28 protein-coding genes and 1 pseudogene are annotated in these 23,654 nt (G+C 65.1%); 13 read left to right on the forward strand and 16 right to left on the reverse strand.

The window, feature by feature from the left end; translation table 11 throughout:
- Position 1 precedes the first annotated feature (1 nt).
- Entirely contained in the window at positions 2-373 is a 372-nt protein-coding gene (locus ACYVF5_RS11195) for an RNA-binding S4 domain-containing protein (protein WP_460946326.1), read from the forward strand.
- Here ACYVF5_RS11195 and treZ read toward each other — a convergent pair.
- From treZ to glgX, 3 genes are read right to left on the reverse strand one after another with little or no spacing between them, the layout of a single operon-like run.
- Complete coding sequence (gene treZ / locus ACYVF5_RS11200) at positions 360-2,150, reverse strand: malto-oligosyltrehalose trehalohydrolase (RefSeq protein ID WP_460946328.1); 1,791 nt, start codon at positions 2,148-2,150, stop codon at positions 360-362. The genes ACYVF5_RS11195 and treZ overlap by 14 nt on opposite strands.
- A complete protein-coding gene (treY, locus tag ACYVF5_RS11205; RefSeq protein WP_460946330.1) occupies positions 2,147-4,468 on the reverse strand; it encodes a malto-oligosyltrehalose synthase in 2,322 nt (773 codons plus the stop codon). Before treY ends, treZ begins: the two co-directional genes overlap by 4 nt.
- Positions 4,465-6,654, reverse strand: coding sequence for a glycogen debranching protein GlgX (gene glgX, locus ACYVF5_RS11210; RefSeq protein WP_460946332.1), 2,190 nt, complete (start codon positions 6,652-6,654; stop codon positions 4,465-4,467). The genes treY and glgX overlap by 4 nt, the downstream gene beginning before the upstream one ends.
- Before the next feature lie 127 nt (positions 6,655-6,781).
- Here glgX and ACYVF5_RS11215 point away from each other — a divergent pair, with 127 nt between their 5' ends.
- Both ACYVF5_RS11215 and ACYVF5_RS11220 read left to right on the forward strand, forming a co-directional pair.
- Positions 6,782-7,051 (forward strand): hypothetical protein, encoded by a 270-nt coding sequence (locus ACYVF5_RS11215; RefSeq protein ID WP_460946334.1) that lies wholly within the window; start codon positions 6,782-6,784, stop codon positions 7,049-7,051.
- Positions 7,052-7,134: 83 nt separating this feature from the next.
- Positions 7,135-7,671, forward strand: a complete 537-nt coding sequence (locus ACYVF5_RS11220) for a mycothiol transferase (RefSeq protein ID WP_460946336.1) — start codon at positions 7,135-7,137, stop codon at positions 7,669-7,671.
- A 24-nt stretch (positions 7,672-7,695) separates the two neighbouring features.
- Here ACYVF5_RS11220 and ACYVF5_RS11225 read toward each other — a convergent pair whose 3' ends face one another.
- Both ACYVF5_RS11225 and ACYVF5_RS11230 read right to left on the reverse strand, forming a co-directional pair.
- Positions 7,696-8,328, reverse strand: a complete 633-nt coding sequence (locus ACYVF5_RS11225; protein ID WP_460946338.1) for a UdgX family uracil-DNA binding protein — start codon at positions 8,326-8,328, stop codon at positions 7,696-7,698.
- A 68-nt stretch (positions 8,329-8,396) separates the two neighbouring features.
- Positions 8,397-9,251: a DUF72 domain-containing protein gene (locus ACYVF5_RS11230; protein ID WP_460946340.1), complete on the reverse strand. Its 855-nt coding sequence runs from the start codon at positions 9,249-9,251 to the stop codon at positions 8,397-8,399.
- Between the two features lie 170 nt (positions 9,252-9,421).
- Between ACYVF5_RS11230 and ACYVF5_RS11235 the strand changes: the two genes are divergently transcribed.
- Entirely contained in the window at positions 9,422-9,868 is a 447-nt protein-coding gene (locus tag ACYVF5_RS11235) for a nitroreductase family deazaflavin-dependent oxidoreductase (protein WP_460946342.1), read from the forward strand.
- A 100-nt stretch (positions 9,869-9,968) separates the two neighbouring features.
- On the opposite strand, the gene ACYVF5_RS11240 is transcribed toward ACYVF5_RS11235, so the two are convergent.
- Complete coding sequence (locus tag ACYVF5_RS11240) at positions 9,969-10,151, reverse strand: hypothetical protein (RefSeq protein ID WP_460946344.1); 183 nt, start codon at positions 10,149-10,151, stop codon at positions 9,969-9,971.
- Positions 10,152-10,258: 107 nt separating this feature from the next.
- On the opposite strand from ACYVF5_RS11240, the gene ACYVF5_RS11245 reads away from it, so the two are divergent.
- Positions 10,259-11,437 carry an alpha/beta hydrolase gene (locus ACYVF5_RS11245; protein WP_460946346.1) on the forward strand — a complete coding sequence of 393 codons (1,179 nt, stop codon included), beginning with the start codon at positions 10,259-10,261 and terminating at the stop codon, positions 11,435-11,437.
- A 117-nt stretch (positions 11,438-11,554) separates the two neighbouring features.
- Here the strand turns inward: ACYVF5_RS11245 and lepB are convergent, their stop codons facing one another.
- Together lepB and ligD are read right to left on the reverse strand one after the other, a co-directional pair.
- Positions 11,555-12,304 carry a signal peptidase I gene (gene lepB, locus ACYVF5_RS11250; protein WP_460946348.1) on the reverse strand — a complete coding sequence of 250 codons (750 nt, stop codon included), beginning with the start codon at positions 12,302-12,304 and terminating at the stop codon, positions 11,555-11,557.
- Between the two features lie 106 nt (positions 12,305-12,410).
- Positions 12,411-13,439: a non-homologous end-joining DNA ligase gene (ligD, locus tag ACYVF5_RS11255; protein WP_460946350.1), complete on the reverse strand. Its 1,029-nt coding sequence runs from the start codon at positions 13,437-13,439 to the stop codon at positions 12,411-12,413.
- 93 nt (positions 13,440-13,532) lie between these two features.
- Here ligD and ACYVF5_RS11260 point away from each other — a divergent pair, with 93 nt between their 5' ends.
- Entirely contained in the window at positions 13,533-14,594 is a 1,062-nt protein-coding gene (locus ACYVF5_RS11260; protein WP_460946352.1) for an ATP-dependent DNA ligase, read from the forward strand.
- On the opposite strand, the gene ACYVF5_RS11265 is transcribed toward ACYVF5_RS11260, so the two are convergent.
- Positions 14,587-15,243, reverse strand: coding sequence for an FMN-dependent NADH-azoreductase (locus ACYVF5_RS11265; protein WP_460946354.1), 657 nt, complete (start codon positions 15,241-15,243; stop codon positions 14,587-14,589). The two genes, ACYVF5_RS11260 and ACYVF5_RS11265, sit on opposite strands and share 8 nt — an antisense overlap.
- Before the next feature lie 85 nt (positions 15,244-15,328).
- Here ACYVF5_RS11265 and ACYVF5_RS11270 point away from each other — a divergent pair, with 85 nt between their 5' ends.
- From ACYVF5_RS11270 to ACYVF5_RS11280, 3 genes are all read left to right on the forward strand, one after another.
- Positions 15,329-16,057: a ribonuclease H family protein gene (locus ACYVF5_RS11270; protein WP_460946356.1), complete on the forward strand. Its 729-nt coding sequence runs from the start codon at positions 15,329-15,331 to the stop codon at positions 16,055-16,057.
- Positions 16,058-16,158: 101 nt separating this feature from the next.
- Positions 16,159-17,175: an NYN domain-containing protein gene (locus ACYVF5_RS11275; RefSeq protein WP_460946358.1), complete on the forward strand. Its 1,017-nt coding sequence runs from the start codon at positions 16,159-16,161 to the stop codon at positions 17,173-17,175.
- 186 nt (positions 17,176-17,361) lie between these two features.
- The gene (locus tag ACYVF5_RS11280; protein ID WP_460946361.1) at positions 17,362-17,643 is read left to right on the forward strand and encodes a glutaredoxin family protein; all 282 of its coding nucleotides are present in this window, start codon (positions 17,362-17,364) and stop codon (positions 17,641-17,643) included.
- On the opposite strand, the gene ACYVF5_RS11285 is transcribed toward ACYVF5_RS11280, so the two are convergent.
- Complete coding sequence (locus ACYVF5_RS11285; RefSeq protein WP_460946363.1) at positions 17,644-18,126, reverse strand: FBP domain-containing protein; 483 nt, start codon at positions 18,124-18,126, stop codon at positions 17,644-17,646.
- A 63-nt stretch (positions 18,127-18,189) separates the two neighbouring features.
- Positions 18,190-18,879: a hypothetical protein gene (locus tag ACYVF5_RS11290; RefSeq protein WP_460946365.1), complete on the reverse strand. Its 690-nt coding sequence runs from the start codon at positions 18,877-18,879 to the stop codon at positions 18,190-18,192.
- 253 nt (positions 18,880-19,132) lie between these two features.
- Here ACYVF5_RS11290 and ACYVF5_RS11295 point away from each other — a divergent pair, with 253 nt between their 5' ends.
- Positions 19,133-19,429 (forward strand): DUF503 domain-containing protein, encoded by a 297-nt coding sequence (locus ACYVF5_RS11295; RefSeq protein WP_460946367.1) that lies wholly within the window; start codon positions 19,133-19,135, stop codon positions 19,427-19,429.
- 33 nt (positions 19,430-19,462) lie between these two features.
- Here ACYVF5_RS11295 and ACYVF5_RS11300 read toward each other — a convergent pair whose 3' ends face one another.
- From ACYVF5_RS11300 to ACYVF5_RS11310, 3 genes are all read right to left on the reverse strand, one after another.
- A complete protein-coding gene (locus ACYVF5_RS11300) occupies positions 19,463-19,966 on the reverse strand; it encodes a DUF2231 domain-containing protein (RefSeq protein ID WP_460946369.1) in 504 nt (167 codons plus the stop codon).
- Positions 19,967-20,208: 242 nt separating this feature from the next.
- A complete protein-coding gene (locus tag ACYVF5_RS11305) occupies positions 20,209-20,514 on the reverse strand; it encodes a hypothetical protein (RefSeq protein WP_460946371.1) in 306 nt (101 codons plus the stop codon).
- Positions 20,515-20,820: 306 nt separating this feature from the next.
- Positions 20,821-21,435, reverse strand: a complete 615-nt coding sequence (locus ACYVF5_RS11310; protein WP_460946373.1) for a TetR family transcriptional regulator — start codon at positions 21,433-21,435, stop codon at positions 20,821-20,823.
- A gap of 217 nt (positions 21,436-21,652) precedes the next feature.
- Between ACYVF5_RS11310 and ACYVF5_RS11315 the strand changes: the two genes are divergently transcribed.
- The 3 genes from ACYVF5_RS11315 to ACYVF5_RS11325 are packed head-to-tail and all read left to right on the forward strand — an operon-like array spanning position 21,653 to position 22,656.
- Positions 21,653-22,000 carry a hypothetical protein gene (locus ACYVF5_RS11315; RefSeq protein ID WP_460946375.1) on the forward strand — a complete coding sequence of 116 codons (348 nt, stop codon included), beginning with the start codon at positions 21,653-21,655 and terminating at the stop codon, positions 21,998-22,000.
- Positions 21,997-22,155 carry a hypothetical protein gene (locus tag ACYVF5_RS11320; RefSeq protein ID WP_460946377.1) on the forward strand — a complete coding sequence of 53 codons (159 nt, stop codon included), beginning with the start codon at positions 21,997-21,999 and terminating at the stop codon, positions 22,153-22,155. Before ACYVF5_RS11315 ends, ACYVF5_RS11320 begins: the two co-directional genes overlap by 4 nt.
- A 48-nt stretch (positions 22,156-22,203) precedes the next feature.
- Positions 22,204-22,656, forward strand: a complete 453-nt coding sequence (locus ACYVF5_RS11325; protein WP_460946379.1) for a nuclear transport factor 2 family protein — start codon at positions 22,204-22,206, stop codon at positions 22,654-22,656.
- Between the two features lie 115 nt (positions 22,657-22,771).
- Here ACYVF5_RS11325 and ACYVF5_RS11330 read toward each other — a convergent pair.
- Together ACYVF5_RS11330 and ACYVF5_RS11335 are read right to left on the reverse strand one after the other, a co-directional pair.
- Positions 22,772-23,062: pseudogene (locus tag ACYVF5_RS11330) on the reverse strand (recombinase family protein); the annotation flags it as partial.
- Positions 22,956-23,360: a recombinase family protein gene (locus ACYVF5_RS11335; protein WP_460946381.1), complete on the reverse strand. Its 405-nt coding sequence runs from the start codon at positions 23,358-23,360 to the stop codon at positions 22,956-22,958. The pseudogene ACYVF5_RS11330 and the gene ACYVF5_RS11335, both read right to left, overlap by 107 nt.
- Positions 23,361-23,654 lie beyond the last annotated feature (294 nt).

A 23,654-nucleotide genomic window follows, 5' to 3' on the forward strand; every position in this document is an offset into this window, starting at 1 on the left:
CGTGGATGCTCAGGCGACGGCACGTGTAGACAGCTGGTTGTGGGCGGTGCGAGTGTACAAAACGCGCTCTGCCGCAACAGCCGCATGCCGCGCAGGACACGTGAGAGTGGGCGGCGACAGGGCCAAGCCTGCCCAGTCGATCCGCCAGGGAGACGAAGTCCGTGTGCGGATCGAGGGTTTCGACCGCACCCTGATCGTGTCGCGCATCCTCGTCAAACGCGTCGGCGCATCGGTGGCGGCAGAATGTTACGCAGACGTCTCGCCGCCCAAGCCGTCTCGCCTCGACGCGCCGGCGGCGGTGACGAGGGAACGCGGTGCCGGGCGTCCCACGAAACGAGAGCGTCGCGACCTCGAGCGACTCAGGGGGCGCTGACGACGGCGAACGCGTGCGGAGCCAGCTCAACGGCATCCTCTGCCCGCGCACGCACCGCCGGCGTCTCGCCCGCATGTGCGAGCAGCAGCACCTGCCCTCGCACAGCCGGGAGGACGACAGGCCGGTCTGAGAGATTAACGAGAAGACTGACCGTTCCGCGTGAGACGATGAGCCATCTGTCGGTCTCGTCGTAGTCCACGCTGACGTTCGTCAAGCGGGGGTCGGTGAGCTGCGGGCTGCTTCGTCTGAGTCGTATGAGGCTCCGGTAGAGCTCGAGCAGCCGGGCATGACGCGCATCGTCCCGTTCGTCCCACCGCAGGGTCGAGTCGGCGAACGTGCCCGGATCCTGCGGGTCGGGCACAACAGACGGATCCCAGCCCATCTTCTGGAACTCGTTGACACGCCCTGCAGCCGTCGCCTCGCCCAGCTCGGGCTCCGGGTGCGACGTGAAGAACTGCCACGGCGTGGATGCGCCCCATTCCTCGCCCATAAAGAGCATGGGGGTGAACGGCGACAGGAGCGTCAGCGCGGCGGCGATGCCCAGCTGCCCTTCGGAGAGCGTGGCGCTCAACCGGTCGCCGGCCGCGCGGTTGCCGATCTGGTCGTGGTTCTGAGAGGAGACGACGAGACTCCACGCCGGTGTGCGCTCAAGATCGAGCGGCCGGCCGTGTGAGCGCTCGCGAAAGCTCGACCAGGTTCCGTTGTGAAAGAAACCGCGTCGAATGACCGTGACGAGGGCGGACAACGGCTCGAAGTCGGCGTAGTAACCCGTGGTCTCGCCCGTCAGGGCGACGTGCAGAGCGTGGTGGAAGTCATCGCTCCACTGTGCCTGCAGTCCATAGCCGCCCGCCTCGCGCGGGGTGATGAGCCGCGGGTCGTTCAGGTCCGATTCGGCGATCAGCGTGAGCGGACGCCGAACGGCGGTGCTGAGCACGCAGACGGCCGTCCCGAGCTCCTCGAGGATGTGAACGGCGCGTTCGTCACGCAGCGCGTGAACGGCGTCGAGGCGCAGGCCGTCGACGTGATAGTCGCGCAACCACATCAGCGCGTTGTCGACGATGTGGTCACGCACACGATCGGATCCGGGACCATCGAGGTTGATCGAGGAACCCCAGGTGTTCACACGCCCCTCGCTCAGGTACGGTCCGAAGGCAGGCAGGTAGTTCCCGCTCGGCCCGAGGTGGTTGTACACAACGTCTTGGATCACGCCGATCCCCGCCGCGTGGCACGCGTCGACGAAGCGCTGATACCCGGCCGGTCCGCCATACTCCTCGTGGACCGCGTACCAGAGCACACCGTCGTACCCCCAGTTGTGAGTGCCGTTGAACGCGTTGACGGGCAGGACCTCGACGAAGTCGACCCCGAGCGACACGAGATGGTCGAGCCGTGTGGCAGCGGCGTCCAGGGTTCCCTCCGGGGTGAACGTGCCGATGTGAAGCTCGTAGATCACCGCGCCGGCGAGCTGCCGCCCCGACCAGCCCGCGTCGCTCCAGGTGAACTCGCCCGGGTCGAACGTGCGAGACGCGTTGTGGACACCCGCCGGCTGCCTGCGCGAGCGCGGGTCCGGGTATGGCCCTGCACCGTCGACGATGTAGGCGTAGTCGACGCCTGCCGATGAATCGAGTGGCGCGTCGCGGGCCGGCGACCACCAACCCGACTCCGCGGGTTCCAGCGCGACGGTCTCGCCGTCAGCCACCAGCTCGACGCGTTCGGCGGACGGCGCCCACACACTCCACGGTGCTGGACGGCCGTCAGACCATGGACCTGTCGGGCTCACGGACGTTCTCCCACCCTCGGTGCCAGCAGTGCAACGGGATATCGGCGTGTCAGGTCGTGGAGCATCGTCGGTCCTCCCCCGTGGCTCTCGCCGGTGATGAGGTCGATCAGCGGTCGATGCGGCAGCATCACCGTTGTGTCGCGCCACCCGCCCACACGCTCGAGGCGGATGGGCAGACGTGTCGCGACGGTGATGGCCTCACCCCGATCGAAGGCGACCACGTGACCGGCAGCCGCTCCGAAGGCAGGGACCGGCAGGTACCTCGAGAACCAGCCGGGGTGATCGCGCCTCGCCCGCAGCGCGCGCGAGGTCACAAGCAGTTTCACGGCGCCGGTCTCATCGACCGGCGGCAGCCATCCCCCGTCGATCCTCGCCAGCGACTCGCGCCGCAGAGCGAAGTCCACCGGCCGACGGTTGTCGGGGTCGACGAGCGAGGTCTCCCACAGCTCGCTCCCCTGATACACATCCGGCACGCCGGGCGCGGTGAGATGGATCAGCTTCGCCGAGAGCGAATTGCTCCAGCCCGCATCGCGGACACGACCGACGACGGACTCGACGACCGAGCGCACAGGCCCTGGCCTGCCGACGGCATCCACGAGTTCACGCAGTCGCTGTTCGAACCGCTCGTCCGGCTCGGTCCAGGTCGTCGACGTGCCGGCCTCTCGAGCGGCCTTCTCTGCGTATGCCCTCAGCCGATCGGTCGACGCAGGCCACGACCCCACGATCGCCTCCCACAGCAGTTTGGCGAACGGCGGATCGCCGATGGGCTGAAGCCCGTTCAGCTCGCCGAAGGCCTCAGCCCATTCCGGGGCGATCTCAGACAGCACGGCGATACGCGCGCGCACGTCTTCTGCGCGTTTGGTGTCGTGTGTCGACAGCGTTGTCATGGACAGGGGGAATCCGGCCTGTCGCGCGGCCTGACGGGCGTGGAAGGCGCCGACGTCGATCGCGAACTCCCCCGGATCCGCTCCCACCTCGTTCAACATCGTCAGCCGGCTGTAGCGGTAGTAGGCGGTGTCTTCGACGCCCTTCGCCATCACCATGCCAGAGGTCTGCTGGAACCTGACCGAAACAGGATGCCCCGGGTCGGCGAGCAGCGGAACCAGCCGGTCGATGACGTCGGAGAGGTCCGGACGACGCCGCTTCGCCTCGTCTGCCGCCGCGTTCAGGTGTTCGATCCCGACCGGCAGGTACGAACGATAGACGGGAAAACAGGCGAGCAGCTCGGCGAGTGCATCGTCTGCCCCCGCCACGGTCGCCGCGCGCGCGAGTCTCAGCACCTCGGAACGCAGGATGCCGTCTGCGACGCGTCGCTTGCTCTCGTGCACGAGGTCGTGCCACACGACGTGCTCCTCCGAAGCACGGCTGTGCAGACGGGCCTCGAGATCGTCGAACACGGACTCACCGCTCGGGTCGACGAGCACCCTGTCGACGTCGCCGAGCGCGTCGTAGCCTGTTGTGCCCGCCGCCGACCAGTGAGCGGGAAGCCGTTCGCCGCCCTCGAGGATCTTCTCGACGAGCACGTAGCACCCGCCCGTCGCCTCGCGCACGGCTTCGAGGTAGGCGCCGGGGTCCGCGAGACCGTCCGGGTGATCGATGCGGAGCCCGTCGACGAGACCATCGCGAATCCACCGCAGGATCTCGGCATGTGACTCGGCGAAGACCCACGGCACCTCGACGCGTACAGCGGCGAGTGTGTTGACGGCGAAGAAGCGGCGGTAGGTGAGGCCGGCGTCCGCGACACGCCAGTTCACCAGTTCGTAGTGCTGCCTGGAATGCACCGTGCGGGCGTCGGAGCCGTCGTCTGCGGTTCCGGGGGCGACCGGATACCTGTTGTCGTGATACCACAGGGCGCCGTCGCGGTATTCGAGCCGATCGAGCTCGCCGTCGCCCTCACCGTCATCGTCACCGAGAACGGGAACACGCAGCCGTCCTGCTCCCGCCTCCCAATCGATGTCGAACGCCTCTGCGTATCGCGATGCCCGGCCATAGGTGAGCACGTCCCACCACCAGGCGTTCTGCGACGGCGTCGCGACCCCCATGTGGTTCGGCACGATGTCGACGAGCACTCCACGGTCCGCCGCGCGGGCAGCCGACGAGAACCGAACGAGTCCGTCCTCACCACCGCGCGCGGGATCGACTGCCGAGGGGTCGACCACGTCATAACCGTGATCTGACCCGGGCTCAGCCGTCAGCAGCGGCGACAGGTAGACCCAGTCGGCACCGAGCGCCGTGAGATACCCGATCACATCGGCTGCGGCATCGAGGTCAAAGGACTGCCTGATCTGCAGACGATAGGTCGAGAGCGGCGCCTTCATCGGATGACCGTCGGCACCGAGAGCACACCGGCCTGCACGGCGAGCGACGCCGCCACCGAGTTGTCCGGTTCTGTGGACGGCTCGCTGTACGCACGGAGCACAACCACCGACCGGCTCAGCACGCTCTGCTTCGCACCTGCCGGTCTCGCAACGGAATCGACTCCGTCGCCCGCCGTGTCGACGACGATCTCCCATGCCGGGGCGTATTCGGCGGGGGGCAGGGTGACTTCGACGTCACCGGCATCCGCGTTGAAATAGAGCAGAAAGTTGACGTCAGAGACCGGGCGTCCGCGAGAATCCCGTTCGCGGATGCCGTCTCCGTTCAGGAACACCCCAACGGTGCGGGCGAGCCGCTCGTCCCAGTCGGTCGGCTCCATCTCGACGCCGTCTATTCCCAGCCAGACGATGTCCGGCAACGGTTCGCCTTCACCTCTGGCCACCGGCCGGCCGTCGAAGTACGTGCTGCGCCTGAAGATCGGATGCTCCTGGCGCAGTCTCGAGAGCGCAGCGGTGAACTCGACGAGCGGCAGGTCGGCGTCGTCCCAGTGCATCCAGGTGAGTTCGGAGTCCTGCGCGTAGCCGTTGTTGTTGCCCTCCTGGGTCCGGCCCATCTCGTCACCGTGCAGGATCATCGGCACACCCTGCGACAGCAGCAGGGTGGCGATGAAGTTGCGCTGCTGCCTGGCCCTCAGGCCGAGTATCTCCGGGTCGTTCGTCTGCCCCTCTGCGCCGCAGTTCCACGAGCGGTTATTCGATTCACCGTCGTTGTTGTCTTCACCGTTCGCCTCGTTGTGCTTCTCGTTGTATGAGACGAGATCCCGCAGGGTGAATCCGTCGTGTGCCGTGACGAAATTGACCGAGGCGCGCGGGCGGCGGCCCGAGCTCTCGTAGAGATCAGCAGACCCGGTGAGCCTCGACGCGAACTCGCCGAGTGTCGACGGCTCTCCGCGCCAGAAGTCACGAACAGTATCGCGATACGCGCCGTTCCATTCGGTCCACTGCGGGGGAAAGTTGCCGACCTGGTATCCCCCCGGCCCGACATCCCAGGGTTCTGCGATCAGCTTGACCTGTGAGACGACGGGATCCTGCTGCACGAGGTCGAAGAAGGCCGACAGGCGATCGACGTCATAGAACTCACGGGCGAGAGCCGCCGCGAGGTCGAAGCGAAAGCCGTCGACGTGCATCTCGGTGACCCAGTACCTGAGCGAGTCCATGATCAGCTGGAGTGCGTGCGGATGACGGACGTTGAGTGTGTTCCCTGTTCCGGTGTAGTCCATGTAGTACCGCCTGTCGTCTTCGACGAGGCGGTAATACGCCTCGTTGTCGAGACCGCGGAATGACAGTGTCGGGCCGAGGTGATTGCCCTCTGCCGTGTGGTTGTAGACGACGTCGAGGATGACCTCGATGCCCTCTGCGTGCAGGTCCCTCACCATCGCCTTGAACTCCTGCACCTGCTGGCCGGCCTCGCCCGAGGACGAATAGCCGTTGTGCGGGGCGAAAAAACCTATTGTGTTGTACCCCCAATAATTGTTCAGCCCCTTCTCGATCAGGGTGCTGTCGTTGATGAACTGGTGCACGGGCATCAGCTCGATGGCCGTCACGCCGAGCTTGTGCAGGTGGTCGATGACCGACGGATGGGCAATGCCCGCGTAGGTTCCGCGCAGCGTTTCAGGAACATCCGGATGCAGTTCGGTGAGGCCCTTCACGTGGGCCTCGTAGATGACCGTCTCGCCATACGGGGTGCGCGGATGCCTGTCACCCATCCAGTCGAAGAACGGGCTCACCACAACGCTCAGCATGGTGTGGGCCGCCGAGTCGAGATCGTTGTGAGAGTCGGGGTCGCCGAAGTCGTATGAGAACAGAGCCTGGTCCCAGTCGATGGCTCCGCAGATCGCCTTGGCATAGGGATCGAGCAGCAGTTTGCTCGGATTGGCGCGCCTGCCCGTCGCCGGCTCGTATTCGCCGTGCACACGATAGCCGTAGCGCTGACCGGGCTGGACCTCGGGAAGGTAACAGTGCCAGATGTAGGCGTCGACGTCGATCAGGTCGAGTCGCTTCTCGTCGCCGTGCTCGTCGAACAGGCACAGTTCGACCCGAGATGCCGACTCGCTGAAGAGGGCGAAGTTCGTTCCGCTGCCGTCGTAGCTGGCGCCGAGCGGATACGCGGTTCCCGGCCAGGATTCCATTGTGCTCCTTTTTGTCGTGCCTCTCTCGTCTATCACGTCAGCAGGCTGAGAGGAACCGCTTGCCACATCGTAGCCGCGGGGATTGAATGGAGAGCATCCCCACCATCGACGAAGCGCGAGACACCTGATGAGCGAAAAGAACGAGACGGATGCGAAGGGCACGAGCTCGGACATCGGCCGCAGAATCAGCGGTGAGGACGACCCGAAGAACCCGGACGGCCTGCTCACGCTCGATGATCTTCCCCATCGAACCGGCGACGCCTCAGACCTTGCTTCGCTGATCGACAAAACACGGTCGTACGGAGAGGGCGCGCACAAAGACACTGCGCACAGAGACACTGCGCACAGAGACACTGCGCACAGAGACACTGCGCACAGAGACGACGGCGGGAACTGATCACCCGTAGTCGGGAATCATCGGGTGGGCAGCGCGTTGCACCGGGTGAAGAACGTGGCGGGTACCGGCGGAACGGGAGCAGGATGAAAAGCACAGATGTCTTGGCAGACGCGTTTGCGAGGGTCTCTGACGCAGTCCATGTCGCGACGCGCGGGTTGGACGCGGGCGAGTTGAACGCGAGGGTCGACGCGGACGCCAACTCGATCGCGTGGCTGATCTGGCACCTGACGCGTGTGCAAGACGATCACGTGGCAGATGCCGCCGGCACCGAACAGCTGTACACCGCGGAGGGGTGGGCCGACCGCTTCGGCCTGCCGTTCTCAGACGACGAGACGGGCTACGGCCACGGCAGCGACGACGTCGCCGCCGTGCAGGTCGACTCACCCGACCTGCTCCTCGGATATTTCGATGCCGTGCACGAATTCACCACCCATTTCGTCAGCACACTCGACGATGACGACCTCGATCGTATTGTGGACACCAGCTGGACCCCGGCCGTCACGCTCGGCGTCCGCCTGATGAGTGTGATCTCAGACGACCTTCAGCACGCCGGGCAGGCGGCGTTCGTCCGCGGAATGCTCAAGAGGCGTTCAGGAAGCCCCTCACGGGCATCCGTCTGAGGCCGGCTCGTCGACCGGGGTCGATCAGGAACGGGCGAGATCCCAGGCCACAACGAGATCGGCGGTGAGGCCGTCGAACGCCTCGTCCCAGCCGTCACGTCCTCTCAGCCGAAGCACTGCAGACGGATGTGTGGTCACCACCACACGCTGCCCGGAGGGGCCGTCGATCGCCTGACCACGCTCCGCGTTGATCGCGACCGGCCGGCCCAGAACAGCTCGCCCCGCCGTCGCGCCGAGGCACACGACAACACGAGCCGTAACGGCGTTGAGCTCGGCATGGAGCCACGGCGAACACGCCTGGATGTGTGCGACAGCGGGTTTGGCGTGCAGGCGCCGCTTCGCACCGGCACGCTCGGTGAACCGGAAGTGCTTGACCGCGTTGGTGAGATAGACCGAACCGCTGTCGACGCCCGCGGCGAGGAGCGCGTCGTCGAGAACACGCCCGGCCGGGCCGACGAACGGCTCGCCCTCGCGATCCTCTTTGTCTCCCGGCTGTTCTCCGACGAGCATGATGACGGCGTCTGCCGGCCCGCTCGAGAACACGGCCTGTGTTGCGGGCTTCCACAGTTCGCATCCCCTGCAGGCGTTCACCGCTTTTCTCATCAGCGGGACGTCCGGAGAATCGGGAACCCACTCGTCAGCACCGGGGCGATCCATACGCAACCTCCTTGTGCTCCACACGGTAAGCCGCTGCAGCCCTCAGCGGAACCGGAGGCCGAGATCACTCAGGCGAGTCGGTCGACCAGTTCGCGCAACCGTTCGGCGTCGTACGGCGCGCGGACCTTCGCATCGTTGTCGCAGTAGGCATAGACGTCTCTGGGCACGCCGTCAGGACTCCCCCGCCCGGTGAGCCATCCGTCGATCCGCTCCGCCCACTGGGCCAGGAGCTCTTCGGGATACCCGCTCACATAGAGTTCTTCCGCCCCGTGCAGGCGCACGTACACGATCTGACCGGTCACGTGGAACAGCTGCGGGAACCTGCCCGCACTGTCTGCGACGACGATGGCGATGTCGTGCTCGCGCATGAGGTCGACGAAAGCGGCATCGTCGAAGCTCGGATGCCTGATCTCGAGCGCGTGCCTGATCGGCCTGTCGGCATCGGTCTCGAGCCACGATCGGTCGTCGAGGCGCTCATCGTGGTGGTGGGCGAGCAGCGCCGCATCACGGGTGGTGCGCGGAAGCAGCGCGAGGAATGCGGTGAGTGTGTCGGCGTCGAATCGCGCCCAGGGCGGAAGCTGCCACAGGATCGGCCCGAGCTTCGGCCCGAGGCTCAGCGGGCCGGATGCGAAGAAATTCGCCAGAGCCGTTTCAGCGCCGCGCAGACCAAGTATGTGAGTGATGTACCTGCCGCCTTTGAGCGCGAAGACGAAGTCGTCTGGCACCTCGTCACTCCACCGCCGAAAACTCGACGGGCGCTGAAGGGAATAGAACGTTCCGTTGATCTCGACGGTGTCGAGCCGCTCAGCGACATACGCCAGTTCACGTTTCTGAGTGAGGCCCTTCGGGTAGAACACCCCGCGCCAGGGTGCGTAGCGCCACCCTGAGATGCCGATCCGAGCACGGCCGCGTTGTGTGTGCATGTTCGTCGCCTTCGCTGAAATCCGCCCGCGATGCCCGGGAACCCGGAGCAGCACGGTGATCACCAGCGTGCCTCAGCTCTCGTTCTCAGGCAACCTCGTCGCCAGAGGAACAACATCCGAACGAGCAAGAAATCCGGAATAAGCGCGCTGAGTGCGCCGTTGCGCCTGGTATGCCATTGACCGGTGAATACGAACCCAGCACCTCGACGCTCGCTCGCGAGCAGGTCGAAACCTATGAGCGATCGGGGGGAACGAAGGGCACGACCCTGCAGGGACGCCCGGTCGTTGTTCTCACTTCTGTCGGAGCGAAGAGCGGAAAGCTCCGCAAGACGGCGCTGATGAGGGTGGAGCACAACGGGGAATACGCGGTTGTGGCCTCGTTGGGCGGGGCACCGAAGCATCCTGTGTGGTATTTCAATGTGCTCGCGCACCCGCAGGTCGAGCTGCAGGACGGCCCGGTCAAGAAGGACTACGTGGCCCGCGAGGTCACGGGTGCCGAAAAGGCTGTGTGGTGGGAGCGCGCGCTCGAGGCGTATCCGCCCTATGCCGACTACCAGCTGAAGACGGAGCGCGAGATTCCCGTGCTGGTGCTGACCCCGGTCGACACCGCTTCATAGGCGGCGGCCCTCGAACCGATGTCGGTTCGACCGGTATCATCACTCCGACCAGGATCCGGTTCTGAGAAAGAGATCTCGTCTGGGACGAGGCCAGGTCTGGTCAGGCGGCGATCGTGGAGCGATGGACCTCTGTCTGCGCCCAGTACTCCGCCTCGACGCCGGCCCAGCCACAGTCGGGTGCGGCGCACTCCGCGACGTCGACCGGTCCGTTGATCTCTGGCCAGAACGCCAGCCCTGCGCTGATGGTGATCTCGCCGCATTCGGGGCAGTTGTCGATGTTCATGCAGTGAGCGTAAAACACACCACCGACATCGCCATGTCATGCTCGGCGAGTGTCGCGAATGCGGGCCGCGCATACACTGCAAGATATCCATCGACGCTGGAGGCGCAGTGCCACTCGACCCGTTCTTCTCGGAGCGCGTGAAAACGCATCGACGTTACCTGATCGGCCAGATGGTCGACCGGTTCACCGAGAAACTGCCCTGGGCACGCCAACCCGCGAAGAAGGAACGCGCGAAGGCAACGGCAGAGGTCGCCGCGACCGAAGTCGAGCGCTCAGCGCTCGGCGGATTGCCGTCGACTCCGCCACTGACGAAGCCCACCCGGCCCAAGCCCACCCGGCCCAAGCCCGCTCGCGCCACGTCCTCTCGCGCGAAGTCCTCTCCGAAGGCGGCACGGGCGCGCTATCGAAAGTCAGCGCTCGCGTGGGACGTCACAGAGCTCGCCACCGTCGGTGTGCCCGCACCGAAGGTCCACACCGTCGATGAGACGGTCCCCGTCGATGGGCATCCCGACGTCCGCATCCGCGTCTACTATCCGAACGGTTCCCCTGATGCAGACGATCGTCTCGCCGCCTGCCTCTCGTTCTTCGGCGGTGCATTCAGGATCGGAGGGATCGACTACCCCACAACCGATGCGGGTTTTCGCCATCGCGCTGCAGACTCTGGTGTGGCGATCGTGGCCGTGGACTATGCCCTCGCACCTGAACACCGGTATCCGACACAGGTCGAACAGGCACATGCAGCGCTCACCTGGCTGTTCACGCACGCCGAGTCGCTCTCGATCGACGCCTCGCGCATCGCCGTCTCGGGCATCTCTGCCGGGGCGAATATCGCTGCCGCGCTCACGCTGATGAATCGCGATCGACAGCGGCTTCCGATCAGGTTCCAGATCCTCGAGGTTCCCGTCGTCGATCTCACGGGACGACACATAGACCTGCGCGCCACACGCGCCATGGGCATTCCGAGTTTCTTCGCCATCCGCGAGCTCCGCTCGGTCGCGCGCACCTACCTCGGGGATCGGTCGCTGGCGCGAGAACCCCTCGCGTCGCCGCTCCTCGCCTCGTCACACGCCGGTCTGCCGCCCGCATATCTTCTCACCGCAGAGTTCGATCCCCTGCGCGGCGACGGAGCAGCCTATGCGGCAGCACTTCGGGCAGACGGTGTCGAGGCGAGCGCCGTGCAGTATCTCGGTGTCACCCACGACACGCCGATCTTCACAGGTGTGCTGCCTGCCGCACGACGCTGGAACCATGAGGTCGCGTCTCTGCTGCGCGGGTTGGACGATTGAGCCCTGCAGCACAGCAGAACGGGCAGCAGCTGAGACGACGAGAACCTGACGACGAGAACACCGGGCGCCAACGAGGTCAGCGAACCCCTTGTTCTCCGACATTCGGAATGAGTCCGCTCATCCCTTCGCGGCAGCCTTCGCCACACCGCTGAAAACCCCCGGATAATTGTCGAGCACCTTCCATCGATCGAACGGCCAGTTCACGATGACGGCACGGCCGACGATGTTCTCGAATGGCACGAAGCCGTCTCCAGGCTTGTCTCGGTTGAATCGTGAGTCGGCAGAGTTGTTGCGGTTGTCGCCCATGACCCAGAGGGAGTCCTCAGGAACGGTGGCGGTGAAGTCGTCGCGAGAGGCTCGCGTGACACCGTCCGGCACAGAGATATACGGTTCACTCAGAGGAATCCCGTTCACGGACATGTGCCCGAACTCGTCACAGCAGACGACGGTATCCCCCGGCAGACCGATGACGCGTTTGATGAGGTGCTCGTTGCTGTCGGGCGATGTCAGGCCGATGAGCGAAAGCGCCCAATCGACGAATCCGAGTGCAGGGTTTTCCTCCGGCTTTGGCTGAGGGTTCAACCACCCACCCGGATCACGGAAGACAACCACATCGCCGCGCTCGATCGGTACGAGATCCGGCACGAGCTGATTCACCAGAATCCGATCGTTCACCAGCAAGGTCTTCTCCATCGACGGCGACGGTATGTAGAACGAACGGACCAAGAAGGTCTTCAGGAGAAAGGAGACAAGGACCGCGATGACGACGATGACCGCGACGTCCCGCAGGAAGCGCAGGCTCGAACCATAACGGTTCCTTCCGCCCCGACCGGCCGCTCCCGTGACCGCGGCGCTCTCATGAAGCATCGTTCACCTGAGATCCTCCATGCACTCTGTGTATGAACGCGGTGAGTATATGCGACCCAGAAGAACAGTGGGCCCAAGAGAGTGAGTCTGAGCCTCTCGGCGCGGGTCAGTTGTGTCTCGCGCGACTCGGCTGCACCCGGGGCGGCTCGCCGGGCATTTTCGGGTAGTCGGGCGGAAACGGCAGCTCGCCGAGACCATCGTCGAGATCGCGCTGCCACCACTCCAGCAGAACGTCGATGGTTCCGGCCTCATCGTGCATCGTCGCCCAGGGGTCCCCCGTCGTCTTCAGCCGATCGGGAACCGTGAGAATGGTGAAGTCCTTCGGGTCCGTGGATTCGAGTTCGTCCCACTCGAGCGGGCACGACACCGGAGCGTGAGCGAGCGGTCGCGGGCTGTAGGCTCCCGCCATCGTGCGATCCCTGTTCGCCTGGTTGAAGTCGACGAACACACGCTCGCCGCGCTCCTCCTTCCACCACGATGTCGTCACCTCGCCGGGCATCCGACGCTCGAGTTCTCGGGCGGCGGCGATCACCGCGTGGCGCACGTCGAGAAACTCGTGTGTCGGCTCGATCGGGGCGAAGAGGTGGAGCCCCCGGTTTCCGGATGTCTTCACATACGTTGTGAGCCCGGCCTCGGCGAGGATCGACCTCAGCTCGTGCGCGGCGGGGATCGCATCGTCGAAGTCGGTGCCCGGCTGCGGATCGAGGTCGATCCGCAGTTGGTCGGGGTTGTCTGGGTTCTCGGCACGCGATGGCCACGGGTGGAACACGACGGTGTTCATCTGCGCGGCCCAGACCGCCGCTGCCGGTTCGTCGATGACGAGCTGCGGATGCGACCGGGCACTCGGGTAGACCACCGTGACGGAGCGCACGTAGTCAGGGGCTCCTCGTGGCGGGTTCTTCGAGAAGAACCGCTCACCGTCCACCCCGTCCGGAAACCGCTCCAACGACACCGGACGGTCGCCGTTCGCACGAACGAACTCCGTCCCCACGTCGACCAGGTATCTGGCGAGGTCGAGTTTGGTGATGCCGACCTCCGGCCAGAGCACACGCCCCGGGCTCGAGATCCGCACCTCTCGGTCGCCGTTCGGTCCCCCGACCGTCAGGACCTCTGCGTCTGCTGCCCGGGCTGCCATGAGCACCACGCTACTCCCCGACCGGTTGGGCGCCGATAGACTGCCCGTGCTTCTCCCCTGTCGACACAGCCGACGATGGGACATGATCGGAGTATGCCGACGACGCCTCCGACTCCGACCACTCCCCTGTCGCCGATGCTGGCGAAGGCCGTTCCTTCGGTGCCTGAGCCCGACTCGGCGGACGGCGGCCTGGCCTACGAGCCCAAGTGGGACGGCTTCCGCGCCATCGTCTACCTCGACGAGAACGGCTGTGAGATCGGAAGCCGCGGCTCGAAGATGCTCACCCGGTACTTTCCGGAGCTGGTGGATGCCTTCACGCGGCTTGTGCGTGAACCCTGCGTTCTCGACGGTGAGATCATCGTGCGCACGGGTGAGCCCGGGCACGAGCGTCTCGACTGGGAAGCCCTCTCGCAGCGGATTCACCCGGCTGCACGACGCATCCGTGAACTGGTGGAATCGACCCCTGCATCGTTCGTCGCGTTCGATCTCGTCTCTCGTTCGGATGAGTCCCTGCTCGACAAACCGTTCTCCGAACGCCGGGCACGCCTCGAGGCCTTCCTCGGATCCGTGCCGGCACCGATCCACCTGACACAGCTCACCTATGACGCCGAACTCGCCAGGCGATGGTTCGTCGAATTCGAGGGCGCCGGGCTCGACGGCGTGGTCGCGAAGCCCCTCTCCGCGCCATACAACCCGGGCAAACGCACGATGCTCAAGGCGAAACACCATCGCAGCGCCGACGTGGTGCCGTACGGTTACCGGATTCACAAGAGCGGAACGGGTGTCGGTTCGCTGCTGCTCGGCCTCTATGACGACACGGGGACGCTGCGCCCGGTCGGCGGGGCGTCAGCCTTCAGCAACGCTCGCCGACTGGAGCTCATCGACGAGCTGGAACCCTACGTGATGCACGACGAATCGGGCGAGGTGATGACCGACGAGACGGAACGCAGCCGTTTCGCCTCTGGCAAGGATGTCTCGTTCATTCGGCTGAAACCAGAGCTTGTCGCCGAGGTCACGTATGACCAGATGGAGGGCTGGCGTTTTCGTCACACCGCCCAGTTCTACAGGTGGCGCCCAGACCGCGAACCCCGCTCCTGCACCTTCGAACAGCTCGACCGGCCGGTGTTCTATGACCTCAACGAGGTTCTCAGCTGAGGTGAGCCCCGCTGAGCGTGGCCGCGAGGGCCTGCGCCTCGTCGTGTGCCGCCGAAAGCTCCGCCCTGCTCCTGTCGACGTGCTCAGCCAGGTCTGGAAGGGACTCGGCGAGGGTCAGGCTCGTCGTGATGACACTGACCGACATGCCGAGTGCCTCGCCGAGCACGATCCGCAGAACGGGAACAGCGTGATCCCAGTCCTCGGTCGGCGTGCCCCTGTCGTACGCCCCGCCTCTGCTCGTCACCACAACGGCGTGTCGGCCGGCGAGAGGCCGGTCGTCGGTGTCTGCCGGCGTGGTGACGCCGGGAACATGGATGTGATCGACCCAGGCTTTGAGTGAAGAGGAGAGCGAATAGTTGTACATCGGAGCACCGATCAGCACAACGTCTGCGGCCAGCAGCTCATTGATCAGCTCGCGCTGCAGCACCTCGGCGGCGACGGGAGGTTGCGCCTCTGGGGCCCGCAGCCGGGGCGCCCAATGCAGCGCGGCATCCGGAAGGTGGGGAATCGGATCCGCGTGCAGATCACGATATGTGACCGTGTGCTGGGTTCCGGCCTGACGCCAGGTCTCGGAAAAGGTTCGCGTGATCGCGCGCGAACGCGAGTTCGCCGGGTCGATCGAGGAGTCCAGGTGCAGAAGATTCGGCATGTCTTCACGCTACCCGGAGCCGGCGATGAACGGATGCGCCGGTGCGCGTCGATACCATTGACGGCAGGCACAACGAGGGGCAGGAATGACAATCACGGCGGCAGCAGACGGATCCGCGCTCGGCAACCCGGGCCCGGCAGGCTGGGCCTGGTACGTGGACGATGACAACTGGGATGCCGGTGGGTGGAAACACGCGACCAACAACCAGGGCGAGCTGAAAGCCGTGCTCGAGCTGTTCCGCGCCACCGCACACGTCGACGACGACCTTCTGATCCTCTGCGACAGCCAGTACGTGATCAACTGCATCACCAAGTGGATGCCGGGGTGGAAGCGCAAAGGCTGGCGCAAGGGCGACGGCAAACCCGTGATGAACGTCGACATGCTGACAGAGATCGACGAGGCGCTTGTCGGGCGCAGGTACACATTCGAATGGGTGCGTGGCCATGTCGGTCACGTGCTCAACGAGGCAGCGGATGCCCGTGCACGCGCCGCCGCCGAAGCGTTCCAGCGCGCCATGCCGATTCCGAGCGGCCCGGGGTTCGAGGGTGTCACCTCTGAGACGGCGCGGCCGGGGCAGACGCGCGGGGTCCGCGCGCAAGCCCCCACTCAGCAGACCCGGCCCGAGCCGGCCCCACCGGCGCCGCGACCAGAAGAACCGAGCCTCTTCTTGTTCGACGACGGTCCCCTCGGCTTCGACGACGCTCACCGCCACACGGTGGTCGTGGCCCTCACCGACGACCAGCACAGCAGGCTGCAGCGCCGCGCCCGGCAGACGGGGCTGGCCCCCGACGAGTTTCTGCGCAGCCTCATCTGATCGCTCGATGCCCCACCGATCACTCGATGACGGATGCATTGCCCGACGCACACCCGCGAGACAGACTGGACCAAGACCATGTCACAAGAGACGAGCCGAAGATGACCGAATCCGTGGATACACGAGTCGCCGTTTACATCGATTTCGACAACATCGTCATCTCGCGCTACGACCAGGTGCACGGTCGCAACCAGTTCATGCGAGACAAGGGCAAAGGTTCCATTGCGAGTGATCCCGAGCTCGCCGAGAAGCTCTCGATGGCCACCGTCGACATCGGCGCCGTCATCGACTTCGCGTCATCGTTCGGCACCCTGGTGCTGACGCGCGCCTATGCCGACTGGTCTGTGCCGGTCAACGCGGAATACCGGGGCCAGCTCGTCGGTCGCGCCGTCGACCTGGTGCAACTGTTCCCCGCGGCCGCGTATGCGAAGAACGGTGCGGACATCCGTCTTGCCGTCGATGCCGTTGAAGACATGTTCCGTCTGCCCGACCTGACACACGTTGTCATCGTCGCCGGAGACTCCGACTACATCGCCCTGGCACAGCGCTGCAAGAGACTGGGGCGCTACGTCATCGGCATCGGAGTGGCCGGGTCGACGAGCAGGTCGCTCGCCGCGGCGTGCGACGAGTTCGCCACTTATGACGCGATTCCCGGGATCAAGGCGATCGTGCCGCCGGCCCGCCTGGCAGAGCCGAAGAAGAGCGGCGCAGACGCCCCTGCCGCTTCAGCCTCTGCAGCCGGGGAGCAGGCTGAGCCGACCACCGAAGACACAGCCCCCGCTGTTCCGAAGCGCCGGTCGACCCGTCGTGCCAAGTCCGCGCAACGAGCGCCAGAAGACGACGTCGAGCCAGAGCCAGAGGAGGATCCGCAGGCCGTGGCGACGAGCCTTCTCGAACGCGCCCTGCGACTCGGGCACGAGAAAGACGACGCCGACTGGCTGCACAGCTCGAACGTGAAGACCCAGATGAAGAGAATGGACCCGTCGTTCAGCGAAAAGGCCCTCGGCTTCAGATCATTCTCTGACTTCGTGAAGTCACGAGAGGATGTCGCAGAACTCGACGAGACGAGCACGGCGCGACTTGTGCGCCTCGCTCCGGAGCGCGCCGCCGCGGTCTGAGGATGCTCCATTCCCGATCGCACACACAGATCGGTGCGACGGGCGCCGAAGGCCTCGCGGGAATCAGCTGCGGAGCCGCGCGGTTGTCTCGACGGGATGCGCGATCGCTCATCGATCTCGCAGGGGGGCATCGTGCGGCACACCACCGACCGTCAGCGGACAGATACCGAAAGAACAGAGGCGAGAATGAGCACCGAAACACCGGGCACCGAGACACCGAGCGCCGAGACGTTCGACAGGATCACGATGTTCGGGGCGGACTGGTGCAGCGACTGCCGCCGTTCGAAGAAGCTGCTCGACGGCCTCGGAATCGAGTACGACTACATCGACCTCGAGGCGACAGAGGGTGCCGCCGATCGTGCGCGCACCATCAGCGGACGCACCCAGATCCCCGTTGTCGTGTTCCCAGACGGCACGTTCGTCGTCGAGCCGAGCGACCGTGAGCTTCAATCGAAGCTCGACGGTTAGTCACGCGGTTCTCATGATGCCCGCGGTGAAGTTCTCGACCCTGCCGAGCATCGCCTCGCCCCTCTGCGCGATCAGCTGCGGTGGGTTGAGATGCGGCGGAACCGTGCGGATGAGGTGCGAACAGGCCAGGTCTTCACAGATGTAGGTTCCGACGGTGTCGCCGTTGCGACCCGCTTCGCCCGCTCGGGGTGCCGAGAACAGGCGCACCTGCGTCGCCGGTTGGGCCGTATGGCAGAACGAGCACATGGCGGCGATGCCCGACCGAAGGGATCCCGCCGCGGCCCTCAGGAGCACACCCACCGGCCTGTCGTCCGCCCAGTGCACCAGGTAGCCGAGACGTGCCGCCTGTGGATCACGCCACCCGAGGTATTCACGCTCGTTCCAGAGTGTCTCGTGCAGACCGGGCAACGGCATCCTCTGCACCTCTTCTGGTGTCGCGTTCACAAACGACGAACGGATGTCTGCCTCGGTCAGTGGCTTCACGGTTCTGCTGTCCTCCCGTACGACGACATCTTCAGGCTAACCCGGTCGTGTTGACCGGAACAGTCACCACGTGCCGGCCGGCGACGGCACAACGGGAACCGGGGTATATGCCCAGTGGCTGCCGTTGTTGTAGTGGCTGCTCGCCCACGGTGAGGCCCAGATCGCGCTCTCGATGACCTCTGTGGGTGCGGATGATGCGAACCCGGCGACGATGGCGTGATACGACGGGTTGCCGTGCAGAGCTTCTGCGGCGTTCTCGGCGGCGATCACGAGGTTGTCGTAACTGCCGAGTCCGCTGCCTCCGCCTGAACCCCAGCCGTTGTTGAGCGGGTTGTTGCGGTTCCACCAGTTGTTCGTGCCGTTCTCCTGCCGCATCCAGCGCAGCATCACCGTGACGTTGGAGTCCGACACGGGAAACCCGCCGAACAGCAGCACGAGTTTCGCCCAGTCCTGATTCGTGCTGCCCTCGACGGTGACCGTTTCGACGGCGGACACCGCGTCGTAACCGTCCCTCGAGACGGTGACAGACGCCGCCTTGGGTGACACCGAGAGCGATTGCGCGTCAGAGAAGAGGATGCTCTCACGAGCCTGGGCTTCGGACGGCTGCGGAGGCGGGGCGAGAGCGGTCAGCGCCGCCAGGGTGAACACCACGAACACAGCCCCGACGGCGAGAACCGGGCGCTGCCGCCCCGCGATGCGACGTGTGCGGCGGCGCTCGGTGCGGGGTAGCGCGTGACGACTCGTTGTGCTCATAAACGATTCAGTGTGCTCGTAAGAGGGTCAAACTCGATGTGCTCATAAACCCGGTGTGTCATAAAGGTCGGCGTTCATCGGACGCCGTGGTCGCCCACGATACCAGCCGGGCCCCGGAACGGCCTCCGTGTCTTATGATCTCTGTGTCTTATCGATCTCTGTGCCTTATGAGATGGACTGCGCTCCCTGCCGGAGGCAACCGCCGAATCACCGTGAGCTTCTCTCTCACAGAGCGCCATGGCATCCTGAACCTATGTGGATCGGCTGGATCGAATTCGACATCCTGCTCGGCGATGTTCACTCGCTGAAAGAGAAGCGATCTGTTGTTCGCCCGGTGATCGCCGAACTGCGACGGCGATACGACCTCTCGATCGCCGAGGTGGGCAACCTCGACGTGCATCGCCGCACGATGATCGGAACGGCAGTCGTCTCTGCCGACCGGCACCAGGTGGTCACGATGCTCGACGATATCGAGAGAACCGTCGCCGGCCGACCCGAGATCGAGTTGTTGTCTGCACACCGTTCTGTGCGGTCGAGCAGCGACGAGTAGGGGCGGAACAGGAGTTTCTGCTCAAGCGATTCCTCAGAATCCCTCTGTCTGGGTTCGCTCGCTCGCCACACGCACACCGTAGTGGTAGGCCAGCTTGCCTCCCAGATATCCGGATGCCCCGACCAGCAGATATCCGATGACACTCACGATGAACGCAGCCGTGTTCAGCTCGCCGGGGGCCGAGTTCAGCCTGAGAACGAAGCTGACCGCGAAGAGTGCGATGGCCACGAGGTTGAGGATCATGTGGGTGGCGGCGGTTGCACGGGCGGGGGTGCCGGAGGCGAGCATGCTGAAGTCGAGAAGGCCGAAGAGCGCTGCCAGCAGGGCGCCGACGATCCCGATGCCCACGAGCCACATGGCACCCGTCGCGAAGGCGGCCGGGTCTGCCGAGAAGTAGCCGACGATGTCGAACACGATCGCGGCGGTCCACGCCCCGATCGGCACGGTCACGGCAATCGGATGGAACGGATGTCCATACGGCCCTGCAATGATCGACCTCGGCTGTTTTGACCGCCGGTGAGCGGGCGATTCCTCCATGCGTGCTCCTGTTCGTCGCCGCTGACGCTGCTCTGCTGTGCTCTGCCCCCACCGTAGGCCGCGGGGAGATTCGCCTCAATCGCGCAACGGGCTCTGCACGAAGACTCGCTCCGCGGCGCGGACTGGCGTGCGCCCGGGAGCCTTCGCGCCCGGGAGCCTTCGCGCGGGCGTTTGGAAGGTGCGCGCGCGTTTGAACGCCCGCGCAACGTCTGCAGCTGGCCGAGCCGCTGTCGCTCAGCGGCTCAGCGTCGTCGCACGGCGATGTGTGGTGCGAAGGCGCCGCGACCGAACGGCAGAACCGGCGCCGTGTAGACGAGTGGCCCCTCGTCCGACGGGTCGACGGTCGTCTCGGCGCCACCGTAACGCCAGAGTCGGTTGAACAGATATACGCCGATCGTCACCGGCTCTCCCACCGGCAGCTGCCAGGTTCCCGTGCCCCACTGCGCTGGCTGGCCGCGTCCGTCGATCACCACCGTGGGCCGCACACCGACGTGGAGCGAGAGAGCCGGGCGACGCAGCTCGAGGGTGATCCGTCGCTGGCTGTCCATCTGACAATCATGCCCCACGCTCAGACCCCCGGCGCGAGGCGCACCACCGCCCCGCATCGGAGGCACGCTGACACAGGCGTGTGGACAGGTGGGCGCGACGGGTTAGCCGAGGTGCCCCACACATACTCACCTGTGATCGTGCGCGTGCGCGCATTCCCAGCCTGCCTCGGGGGCATCGGTTCCGCGGGAGTTGAGCTCCCACGCTCCCGCCCATGCGGCTCTCCGCCGTAGACTGACGCGCGGCGCATTTCGGCACCTGTTCAGGATGCGGAGCGCGATCCCGTGGCACTTTGGCGGTTACTGATTCTATCGCGGTAGATCGGGATGTACCGGCGTGGCAAGGTTTCGCAGCGTGGCAGACAGAGTGGTTTCGATGGTCTCTGGCAAGGACTGCCAGTCGTCGGTGATGTAGGAACTGACCTGCGTGCCGATGAACAGGTAGATCAGTGTTCGTGCCGTCGTCGGCGCATCGATGTCAGGGCGCAGTGTTCCGTTTCCGATGGCAGCGTTGAGCACACCTTCAAGAAGCTCGATCCAGTCCGGGTGTGGCATGTGGGCAACGTCTGGAAAGTGCTCGGCGGCTTGAAGTACCAAACGCATTCCCGCCCGCGCTACGGGATCGTCTCGCAACAGCATCGCCGCCTGTGTCATGAACTGCAGGATCACGTGAACCGGATCATCAGAAGCACGGACGGCGAGCTTGTCCCGCAGCTCGACGAATGCTTGTTCCTGCCGCCTGATGAGTTCCTCGGCGACCTGCTTCTTCCCCGCGAAGTGGAAGTAGAAGCCGCCCTGCGTGGTCCCGGACTCACGAAGCAGATCAACGATCCGCACGCTGTCGAAATGCTGCCGACCGAACACTACGGCTCCGGCGCGAATGATCGACTCACGTGTCGCACGCGCACGCTCCTGCTGTGCCATAGCCGTCCTCCCGGTGCTCGCGCCTCCTACCAGGCGGGGCCTCACCTGCATGTAGTATTATCTAAAATCATACAAGACGTACGGTTTTGAAGTGCGGAGGAGCATGCCGCGCCACGGAGGTGATGTAGTGCCGACACGAAACGAGACCACCCTCGACAGGCCGGACGTGGCGGAGACGGCCACCGACGCTCGGCCCCGACGCCCTACCGATCGATTCATGCGCAAGCTCCTGCGCGTGGAATCAACGACGCGGACGGCGAACCTGGAACGGTCGGCGCATCGATACCTGCAAGTCTCGATGATCATCAGCGGGATTCGGTGCCTGATCACCTACCTACTGATCCCGATTGCGGTGCCCATCATCGGCCTCAGTCGGACCGCGTCCGCTCCCATCGGACTCCTTCTGAGCGCTATAGCAGTGGTTACTGGGGTGATCAGCCTCCGCAAGTTCTGGCGAAGCGATAACCGATATCGATGGATGTACACCGCGTTCATCCTGGTCGTCTTCATCGTTGTGGCGATCACCGTATCCGTGGACATCTCAGAGATTGTGGGCACCTCATGAGCACGACACGAGACGATCAGATGGCAGAGCCGGATCAGGACCGAGCAGACGAGTCTCCGCAGAACCTTCCCCCGATGGCCTGGGTCACGCTCATCGGTTTTGCCGCATTCGTGGTGTTGTTTGGCACCTGCGCCAACACCTTCATGTTCAACTGATCGCCTTCGACCTCACCGACGACCCGGCCAGAATCTCGAAGTCTGTTCATGTACAAGAGCATCGTCCGCGCCAAGGTTCGATCCACGTTTGAGCGGATCAATGTCGGTGATTACATGGCGATGGTCGACGGGCTCGCCCCCGAGTTCGAGTACCGTTTCCACGGAGACCACGCCCTCGGTGGCCGCCGTACGAGCAGGGACGCGATGATCCGGTGGTGGCAACGCACGCTCCGCCTCCTGCCCGGTGCACGGTTCGACATCCAAGACGTGCTCGTCAATGGTGGCCCCTGGCGCACTCGTGTAGCGGTGCGCTCCCTCGTATCGGGTGACCTGCCGGGCGGCGGGCGGTACGAGAACACGGTGTTCCAGTTCCTCACCCTCTCCTGGGGCAAGGTGACCTCCGTCGAGACCGTCGAAGACCTCCAAGTGCTCGAACATGCACTCGGCATCGTTGCCAAGGCAGGTGAACCGGAAGCCCTCGCGCGCCCAATCGCGGACTGAGCTGGAGACGCCAGGCTCCGGTACCGGGTTGGTGGAAGTTCCGGGCCTTCTTCCTCGCGTCGAGCACATCGGAGACCTGCTGCCAAGTGTTCTCATCCACAATCGCAGGCCACGCCGCCTGCACCTGCATCTTCGACGGCTTCGCACGACTCCCGTCCGGCAGAACGGGCGGATACTCGCGCACCCCCTTGTTCGAGGGATTGCGGAGCATCAGATTCAGCGTCCGATCCGACCACGCGCATCCGTGAGTAGTGAGGATGCCGCGCTCGTTCCAGTCCTTGCGAATCCGGTACAACGAATCACCGGCCAGCACTCGCGGGAACGCCTCGACGACCAGTGGCCCCGTCACCGGATCGATCACCAGGACACCGTTCTCCGCGGTGCCCGAACGGCACCTTACCCCCATGCCAGGCACCCTCGATGGCCTGCTGCTTCGCCGCGCGCGCCACACGCCTTGCGGTGTCCGCGGAGGGCTTGTTCGCCATCGCCACCAGCACCCGTGTCATCGCCACATCAGAATCGGTGTCCAACCGGAGCGAGCCTGTCACGGAGCGGACGGTAAACCCGCCGAGCACCTTCGCGTCAATGAGGTCTTCCAAGCCGCGCGGGTCGCGCACCGCCCGATCTAAGTCATACGCGACCACCACCTGTGCCTGACTATCGGCGAGGTGTTTGAGCATGGCTCGGAACTGCGGGCGGATCACCCGCCGCACCCGCTCACCAGCCGGCAGCGTGATCGCGCGCTGTTGAACGCAGAAGTGTCATTCTCACGGAACACTGCGACGACTTCCCACCCTGGGCAGCGGCGTAGGCGCGGCAGTCCGTCTCCTGCCGATCCACCCGACGCTCCGTGCCCTCGGGATCATCACTGATCCTGACGTACACCACCGCCCGCAACGACTCCGCTGCCTGTTCCTGCTCGTTGTGGCCCATGCTCCGGCCCCACCTTCCTACTCGTGTAAGAGGTAGGTGCGTTTACAAAACCTCGGTTACCGTTA

It is taken from the genome of Okibacterium endophyticum (assembly GCF_054780075.1).

Excerpts from the sequence above, each read along its gene's own strand:
- treY (WP_460946330.1), bottom strand. The coding sequence starts at position 4,468 with ATGAAGGCGCCGCTCTCGACCTATCGTCTGCAGATCAGGCAGTCCTTT.
- glgX (WP_460946332.1), bottom strand. The coding sequence starts at position 6,654 with ATGGAATCCTGGCCGGGAACCGCGTATCCGCTCGGCGCCAGCTACGAC.
- ACYVF5_RS11215 (WP_460946334.1), top strand. The coding sequence starts at position 6,782 with ATGAGCGAAAAGAACGAGACGGATGCGAAGGGCACGAGCTCGGACATC.
- ACYVF5_RS11220 (WP_460946336.1), top strand. The coding sequence starts at position 7,135 with ATGAAAAGCACAGATGTCTTGGCAGACGCGTTTGCGAGGGTCTCTGAC.
- ACYVF5_RS11225 (WP_460946338.1), bottom strand. The coding sequence starts at position 8,328 with ATGGATCGCCCCGGTGCTGACGAGTGGGTTCCCGATTCTCCGGACGTC.
- ACYVF5_RS11230 (WP_460946340.1), bottom strand. The coding sequence starts at position 9,251 with ATGCACACACAACGCGGCCGTGCTCGGATCGGCATCTCAGGGTGGCGC.
- ACYVF5_RS11235 (WP_460946342.1), top strand. The coding sequence starts at position 9,422 with ATGCCATTGACCGGTGAATACGAACCCAGCACCTCGACGCTCGCTCGC.
- ACYVF5_RS11240 (WP_460946344.1), bottom strand. The coding sequence starts at position 10,151 with ATGAACATCGACAACTGCCCCGAATGCGGCGAGATCACCATCAGCGCA.
- lepB (WP_460946348.1), bottom strand. The coding sequence starts at position 12,304 with ATGCTTCATGAGAGCGCCGCGGTCACGGGAGCGGCCGGTCGGGGCGGA.
- ligD (WP_460946350.1), bottom strand. The coding sequence starts at position 13,439 with ATGGCAGCCCGGGCAGCAGACGCAGAGGTCCTGACGGTCGGGGGACCG.
- ACYVF5_RS11260 (WP_460946352.1), top strand. The coding sequence starts at position 13,533 with ATGCCGACGACGCCTCCGACTCCGACCACTCCCCTGTCGCCGATGCTG.
- ACYVF5_RS11265 (WP_460946354.1), bottom strand. The coding sequence starts at position 15,243 with ATGCCGAATCTTCTGCACCTGGACTCCTCGATCGACCCGGCGAACTCG.
- ACYVF5_RS11270 (WP_460946356.1), top strand. The coding sequence starts at position 15,329 with ATGACAATCACGGCGGCAGCAGACGGATCCGCGCTCGGCAACCCGGGC.
- ACYVF5_RS11275 (WP_460946358.1), top strand. The coding sequence starts at position 16,159 with ATGACCGAATCCGTGGATACACGAGTCGCCGTTTACATCGATTTCGAC.
- ACYVF5_RS11280 (WP_460946361.1), top strand. The coding sequence starts at position 17,362 with ATGAGCACCGAAACACCGGGCACCGAGACACCGAGCGCCGAGACGTTC.
- ACYVF5_RS11290 (WP_460946365.1), bottom strand. The coding sequence starts at position 18,879 with ATGAGCACAACGAGTCGTCACGCGCTACCCCGCACCGAGCGCCGCCGC.
- ACYVF5_RS11295 (WP_460946367.1), top strand. The coding sequence starts at position 19,133 with ATGTGGATCGGCTGGATCGAATTCGACATCCTGCTCGGCGATGTTCAC.
- ACYVF5_RS11300 (WP_460946369.1), bottom strand. The coding sequence starts at position 19,966 with ATGGAGGAATCGCCCGCTCACCGGCGGTCAAAACAGCCGAGGTCGATC.
- ACYVF5_RS11305 (WP_460946371.1), bottom strand. The coding sequence starts at position 20,514 with ATGGACAGCCAGCGACGGATCACCCTCGAGCTGCGTCGCCCGGCTCTC.
- ACYVF5_RS11310 (WP_460946373.1), bottom strand. The coding sequence starts at position 21,435 with ATGGCACAGCAGGAGCGTGCGCGTGCGACACGTGAGTCGATCATTCGC.
- ACYVF5_RS11315 (WP_460946375.1), top strand. The coding sequence starts at position 21,653 with ATGCGCAAGCTCCTGCGCGTGGAATCAACGACGCGGACGGCGAACCTG.
- ACYVF5_RS11320 (WP_460946377.1), top strand. The coding sequence starts at position 21,997 with ATGAGCACGACACGAGACGATCAGATGGCAGAGCCGGATCAGGACCGA.
- ACYVF5_RS11325 (WP_460946379.1), top strand. The coding sequence starts at position 22,204 with ATGTACAAGAGCATCGTCCGCGCCAAGGTTCGATCCACGTTTGAGCGG.